The sequence below is a fragment of the Mycobacterium sp. NGS54 genome, assembly GCF_059812465.1.
Map to the genome: position 1 here is coordinate 1 of NZ_JCALCS010000016.1, position 6,539 is coordinate 6,539.

General features: G+C 62.8%; 2 protein-coding genes and 2 pseudogenes. 2 read left to right on the top strand and 2 right to left on the bottom strand.

Annotated features, from left to right (window positions below; all coding sequences use genetic code 11):
- Positions 1-288 precede the first annotated feature (288 nt).
- Both AC5Y5E_RS30275 and AC5Y5E_RS30280 read right to left on the bottom strand, forming a co-directional pair.
- A pseudogene (locus AC5Y5E_RS30275) lies at positions 289-769 on the bottom strand (LLM class F420-dependent oxidoreductase); the annotation flags it as partial.
- A gap of 24 nt (positions 770-793) precedes the next feature.
- On the bottom strand, positions 794-1,636 hold the full coding sequence (locus AC5Y5E_RS30280) for a class I SAM-dependent methyltransferase (RefSeq protein WP_499907699.1): 843 nt from the start codon (positions 1,634-1,636) through the stop codon (positions 794-796).
- A 132-nt stretch (positions 1,637-1,768) separates the two neighbouring features.
- Between AC5Y5E_RS30280 and AC5Y5E_RS30285 the strand changes: the two are divergent.
- Both AC5Y5E_RS30285 and AC5Y5E_RS30290 read left to right on the top strand, forming a co-directional pair.
- Positions 1,769-1,987: pseudogene (locus tag AC5Y5E_RS30285) on the top strand (ISL3 family transposase); the annotation flags it as partial.
- Between the two features lie 164 nt (positions 1,988-2,151).
- On the top strand, positions 2,152-6,539 hold a 4,388-nt coding region (locus AC5Y5E_RS30290; RefSeq protein WP_499907701.1), incomplete at its 3' end, for a glycoside hydrolase family 99-like domain-containing protein.

The window sequence follows — 6,539 nt, forward strand, 5'->3', positions numbered from 1 at the left end:
CTTGTGCGGCCGAAGACCAGCACCACCAGTAGCCGCCCGAGGCCGTCGAGACACGGTGGCTCTCGCTGGTCAGCCCACCGCGAGAACGACCAATTCTGCCAGGGCCCGAACACCGCGGGCACATCGCGCCAGGCGATCCGACACCGATACCGGTAGATGATCCCCTCCACCACCTTGACGGGCGTCCCGAAAAGGCCTGCCCTTCTTGCCCGTCCGGACAGGCAACAAGTCCTCGATCAACACCCACTGAACATCAGAAGCAACTGAAACCACGACATAACCTAAGCCTCAGTCATAACACGCGAAACAATTGTCAGACACGCCCCAGCCCACCTGGAGACCGACTAGGGCGCGCAGCGTTTCGCCGACCGCGGTGATGACACCGAGTGTGTAGAACGGCAAGTTGACGGTCACGCCGTCGATTCCCGCTTCGATCACTTTGCTCTTGATCTGATCGGCGATCGAGTCTGGGCTGCCGGCCACCATCCGCTGGCTCATCTCGGCGGGTAGCTGGTCGGGCTTAACGTTCTCGTCGATGCACACCGTGATCATCATGCTGGTTTCCAGCGTCGCCGGGTCGCGGCCGATCTTCTCGCACTGCTCCCGCGCGACCCGCACTTTGCGGGGCAGCTCGTCGAATCCCGGCATCAGATTGAGGTGTATCGAAGAGCCGCGCGGCCAGCGGAATCGTCTTCTTCTCGCCGCTGCCGCCGAGAATCAGCGGAATGTGATCGCGGAAACGCGGATTGGCAAATGCCTGGCTGGCCCGCACCACCACGCCGCAGTGATACTGTCACTTCTTCCGCCTTAGTATCAGGACAGCTTGCCAAAAGCGGCTCGAGTCGTCCAAGTACTCCACGACATCGAAATCGTCGGCCCAGTGTGAGCGGATATACTCCAGCGGCACGACGGCCTCGCCATAGGTCTCCCTTGGTCGAAACGGGCCGCCGCCCGTCGGCAGGTAGACGAGCTCTCCGGCGTCGAATCGATCCCTCAGCGCCTGCGCCTGGGGCGCGTATTGCGCAATCACCTGGTGCCACGGCGACTGGCTCGACCCGGCCATGGTCTCCATGAAATCGAGGAAGCGGCGCGGCTCGAGCGTGAGCGCGACGGTTCCGCCCGGCGCCGTGACCCGCGCCAGCTCGCGCTTCCAGTGCAGGTGGACCTGTTCGGGCAGGTGCGTGAACACCGAATAGGCCGTCGTAAGGTCGATCGAACCGTCCTGCGCGGGAACCCGGCCCAGGGGCTCGATGCGTTCGAGGCGTCCGGGCACCCTGGTATCCCTGCATACGGCCAGGATGTCCGGGTCGACGTCGACGCCGAGGATATTCTCCGGCCGGACCTCGCGCCCGAAGAAGCGAATGAAACGTCCCCAGCCGCAGCCGAAGTCGAGGTACTGCTTGTCCGGCGTGAGCCTTTGGCCACCCGCGAGCATGATCGCCTTCACGTGGGCGTAGAAGACGAAGGCTTCGGCCAGGGCGTTGCGAAACGCCGAACCGACGAATTGCGCCTGGATGGCCTCCGACGGAAACTCCGGAAAGTTCTCGTCTGCCGTGCCCGCATCCACGATCGAGTTGACCAGGTCGCGATATGCTTCGTCGCTCAGATGCCCGAAGGTTTTGTTGAGGTCAATCATGCTTGATAACTTACTTTGTCAGGCTCTTTTCGCAGACGAGTTGTAGAGCGGGTCGGCGTGTCGTTGACGGAGTGAGGGTCGAGGTCTTCCGAAGATGAAGGTTCCTACACCAGTCATCTGGAAGACCTCGACGTGCCTGACGCTAGCTTCACTTCCCCTCACTTGACTGCGCTCTGCCGGTTGGATGACCTCGGTCTGGAGGTGGTCGGGCAGCGCCTCGTGCCGGACCGTGCAGTCCTGGCCTGCCGGGTCGTTGAACCCGACAACTGGTGCCGTCGCCGAGGCTGGGAAGGCGTAGCATGCGAGCGTGGCGGGAAACGTCGGTTGTTTTCACCCTTGCAGGGGCCTCCTGACGCGCCAAACCGGCAGTTGTGGCATGTCAAAGGCATAGATGTGGCAATCCCCTCCATCATTCAGTCGCCAGAACACTTCGGCGCAGCAGGTGCTCTCGGTGACCTGCCGAAAGGGTTCGCAAAACAGTGATTCGATCCACGATCGCACGATAGGTTTCGAGGATGGACAATCAGGAATCCCGTATTGGAGACAAGGCGCCACCGGGCACCCTCTCGTTCTTGGACCAATACGAGTTGATTTCCAAGTCATCGTTCTTCAGCGCCGATTTTTATCTGTGCAAGTACAAGGATGTCGCCGACCACGGACTCGATCCCGTCGCGCATTACCTGGAAAACGGCGCGGCGGAGGGGCGCGATCCGCACGAGCAATTCGACACCGCGCACTATCTGGAGCAATGCGCCAAGCGCGGGCTGGAAGCCGAAAACCCCCTGCTGCACTTCCTGACCGAGGGCCGGGAGCTGGGCATTTCGCCCAAGCGCGACATATCCCGCCAAGACGAGCAGAGGGTGGAAAAGCGTGACAAAGCCGCGCAGACCGAGCTCGACAAGGTCCGGCAATCGGGCTTGTTCGACTGGCATTACTACAACGCCGCCTACGGGACGAGCTTCCAGACCGAGGACGAGGCGCTCAGGCACTTCTTCTTCGACGGTTACCGGGAAGGCCGGCGGCCGAACCTGTACTTCGACCCCGCCTGGTATCTGAACCTCTACCCTGACGTCCGCGATGCGGGCATCCAGCCGCTGTATCACTTCGTGAGCGTGGGCGATCTCGAAGGGCGGCAACCAAGCCGCATCTTCGACGCGGCCTGGTATCGCCGTGTCTACGCCATCCCCGAGACCGAAAACTCGCTCGCCCACTATCTCGCGCATCGCACAACCTGCCGGTTCAGCCCGTTGCCGGAGTTCGATGTTGAGCATTACGCGACCGAAAACAAGGACGTGCGCGACGCCGGCATAGACCCGTTCGAGCACTTCCTGTTCACCGGCTACCGCGAAGGACGCAGTCCTTCACCTTGGTTCAATATCCGCTACTACGCAAAGCGCTACCTGGGCGGTGACCTCAAGAACAATCCGTTCCTGCACTACCTCGATCACAAGCATCAACCCGGCGTGCACGGTGCGCCTCCCGATGACGAGGCCTCCATTGCGCACGCGGTAAAGCAGTTCGCCGGGCCCTCGGCGGACTTCGAGGAGTTCAAACCCATCCCACCGTCGGCGCCGCGCAAGGCTAAGGTGCTGGCCTACTACCTGCCGCAGTTCCACACCTTTCCCGAGAACGATGGGTGGTGGGGCAGGGGCTTTACCGAGTGGACCAACCTCGCGCGCGGTGTGTCGCGCTACAAGGGGCACTACCAGCCGCGCATTCCGCGCGATCTCGGCTTCTACTCGCTGGATTCCATTGACACGCTCAAGCGCCAGGTGGCGATGGCCAGGGGCGGCGGCATCTACGGTTTTGTCTACTACTACTACTACTTCAACGGCAAGCGGCTGATGGAAAAGCCGCTGGAGCAGTTCCTCGCCGATCCGTCCGTCGACATGCCGTTCGCCCTCATGTGGGCAAATGAGAACTGGACGCGCCGCTGGGACGGCGCCGAGAGCGATGTACTGATCTCCCAAAACTACGAACCCGAGGACGACGAGCACCTGCTCGAAAGCTTCGTCCACCACTTCAAGGACAAGCGTTACATCCGCATCAACGGCCGTCCGCTGCTGATGATCTATCGCCCGGACCTCATCCCGGAGCCGAAGAAGTCGCTAATACGCTGGCGCGTCCTGTTCAAGGAAAGGTTCAACGAGGATCCCATCTTGATCATGGCGCAGGCCTTCGATGCGATCAATCCGGCCGAGTTCGGCTTTGACGGCGCTGTCGAGTTCCCGCCACACAAGCTGGTAGCTCACATGCCGACGATGTCCGGCCAGCTTGAACTCATCGACATGGAGTTCACGGGCCAGGTATTTAACTACGACGAGGTCGTCGCCCGTTCGGTGGACGAACCAATGCCTTCGTTCCCGCTGATCAAGACCGCCGTGCCGGGGTGGGACAACGACGCGCGCCGGCAAGGCACCGGGCTTGTTCTCCAGGGCTCGACGCCCGCGAAGTATCAGGCTTGGCTCGGCCAGCTCATCGAAAAGGCAGGCGAGAAGCCGTTCTTCGGCGAACACTTCGTCTGCATCAATGCCTGGAACGAGTGGAGCGAGGCGGCGTACCTGGAGCCGGACCTCCATTATGGCTCGGCCTACCTGAACGCCACCGGTCGTGCCGTCGTCGGCGCCGTGTCGGGCGACTACAAGCTTCTGCTCGTCGGTCAGGATGCCTGGCCCCACGGCGCGCAACATCTGCTCGTCAATATCGCGCGTCGGCTGCAGAGCGACTGCGGCGTGCAGGTCGAGTTCCTGCTGCTGGATGGCGGCACGCTGGAGGAAACCTACCGCGACGTGGCGCCAGTGACCATCGCCGACGGAGGGACGCTTGCGGCACACGTCGAAGGCTTCAAGATGCGCGGCTTCGCGCACGCGATCGTCAATACCGCAGCGGCCGGGCTGATCATGACCCATCTGCGGAATCACGGCATCGATTCGATCTGCCTCGTCCACGAGTTGCCGCACATCATCCGCGAAAAAAAGTTGGCGGCCAGCGCCAAGGCGGCGCTGGAACTGAGCAGTCATGTCGTATTCCCTGCCACTGTCGTACGCGACCAGGTCGCCGCCGAAGTCGGAGTGGAAGTGGATGACCGCATGCTGGTGCTACCGCAGGGTATGTACAGGCAGCTCGCCGAGCCGGAGGATGGCGGTGCGGCCATCCGTGAGGAACTTGGTATCGCCGCCGGCGAGAAGCTGGTGCTAGGGATCGGTTACGCCGATCTACGCAAGGGCTTCGACCTGTTCCTGCAGTTATGGCGGCACACGAACCACCTGTCCAAGCAGCGAGTGCATTTCTGCTGGATCGGTGACATATCTCCGTCCTTGCGCGACTTGCTGACCGCGGATATCGACGGCGCGAAAAGCACGGGCAGTTTCCACATGCAGGGTTATCGGAACGACGTCGAGCGTTTCTTGTTCACGGCCGACGCTTTCGTGCTCACGTCGCGCGAGGACGCTTTTCCCACAGTCGTTCAGGAGGCTCTCGGCGCGGGGTTACCGGTGCTGGTGTTCGACGGGTCGGGTGGCATGCCGGATTTCCTGGCCCGGCATCGGATGGGCACTGTGGTGCCGCCCGGCGATGTCATCGCCATGGGCAAGGAACTGGCCCGTCTGGTGCGCGGTGGGAAACGCGCGGAGGATGCCGCGCGGCGCAAGGAGTTCGTGCGCACGCATCTCGATTTCGGCGGCTACGTTCGCCAGTTGTTGCGGCTGGCGATTCCCCGGTTGCCTGCCGTCTCGGTCGCCATCCCCAACTACAACTATGCGCGCTTCATGCCGGCGCGGCTGGGATCGGTGTTCCAGCAGACCCACCCCGTGCACGAGATACTCGTGCTCGACGACTGCTCCAGCGACGACAGCCTGGACGTGATCCCGCAGATCGCCCGGGAGTGGAATCGTAAGGTGACGCTCCTGTCCAGCGAGGCGAACTCCGGGTCGGTGTTCGCACAGTGGCGCAAGGCCGCGGAATTCGCGACCGGCGAGTACCTGTGGATCGCCGAGGCCGACGACCTGACGGATCCGGAGTTTCTCGGCGCCGTGGTCGGCGCGATGCAGGCCGACCCCGCGATCTGCCTCGGCTTTTCCGACAGCCGCACGATCAACTACGACGGCAGCCCGCTGTGGGACAGCTACAAGGACTACTACGAGCACGACGGCCGCGGCACACTGACTACGTCGGGCACCTTCGACGGGGATGACTTCGTGCGCCGTCATCTCGCCGTGCGCAATCTCATCCTCAACGTCAGTGCCGTGGTCTGGCGCCGGGAGGCCTTGCTGCGCGCGCTCGATGCCTGCCAGGAAGAACTCAAGACCTTCCGCATGGCCGGTGACTGGCGCCTGTATCTGGAAGTACTGACTGCGCCGGGTGCGCGCATCGCCTACATCGCCGATCCTCTCAACGTGCACCGGCGCCATGCAGAAAGCGTCACGCATGCCCTCAAGGCAGACAGGCACGTTGCCGAGATCGCGCAGTGCCATGCGCTTGGCGCGGAGAGATTGAAGTTGCCGGCCAGGGTACGCAGCCTGCAGACGACGTATCGGCAAAGCGTCGAGGATCAGCTCAAGGCCGCGCCGACGGACACGGCCGGTAGCGCCGCCTCGAAGCGCAGGAGAGCAAAACCTGTGGTATCGGCGCAGCTTCGCAAGCGCATCGCAGAGCACCCGGTCCCAGGGGACATTAAGGCGATCGCCTTCTATCTGCCCCAGTTCCATCCCATCCCGGAAAACGATGTGTGGTGGGGCAAGGGATTCACCGAGTGGCGCAACGTGAAGCAGGCGACGCCGCTCTTCCCCGGTCACCAGCAGCCGCGTATCCCGGCGGACCTGGGCTACTACGACCTGCGCGTGCCCGCCATCCGTGAGGCACAGGCCGACCTGGCCCGCAGCCATGGCATCCACGGCTTCTGCTA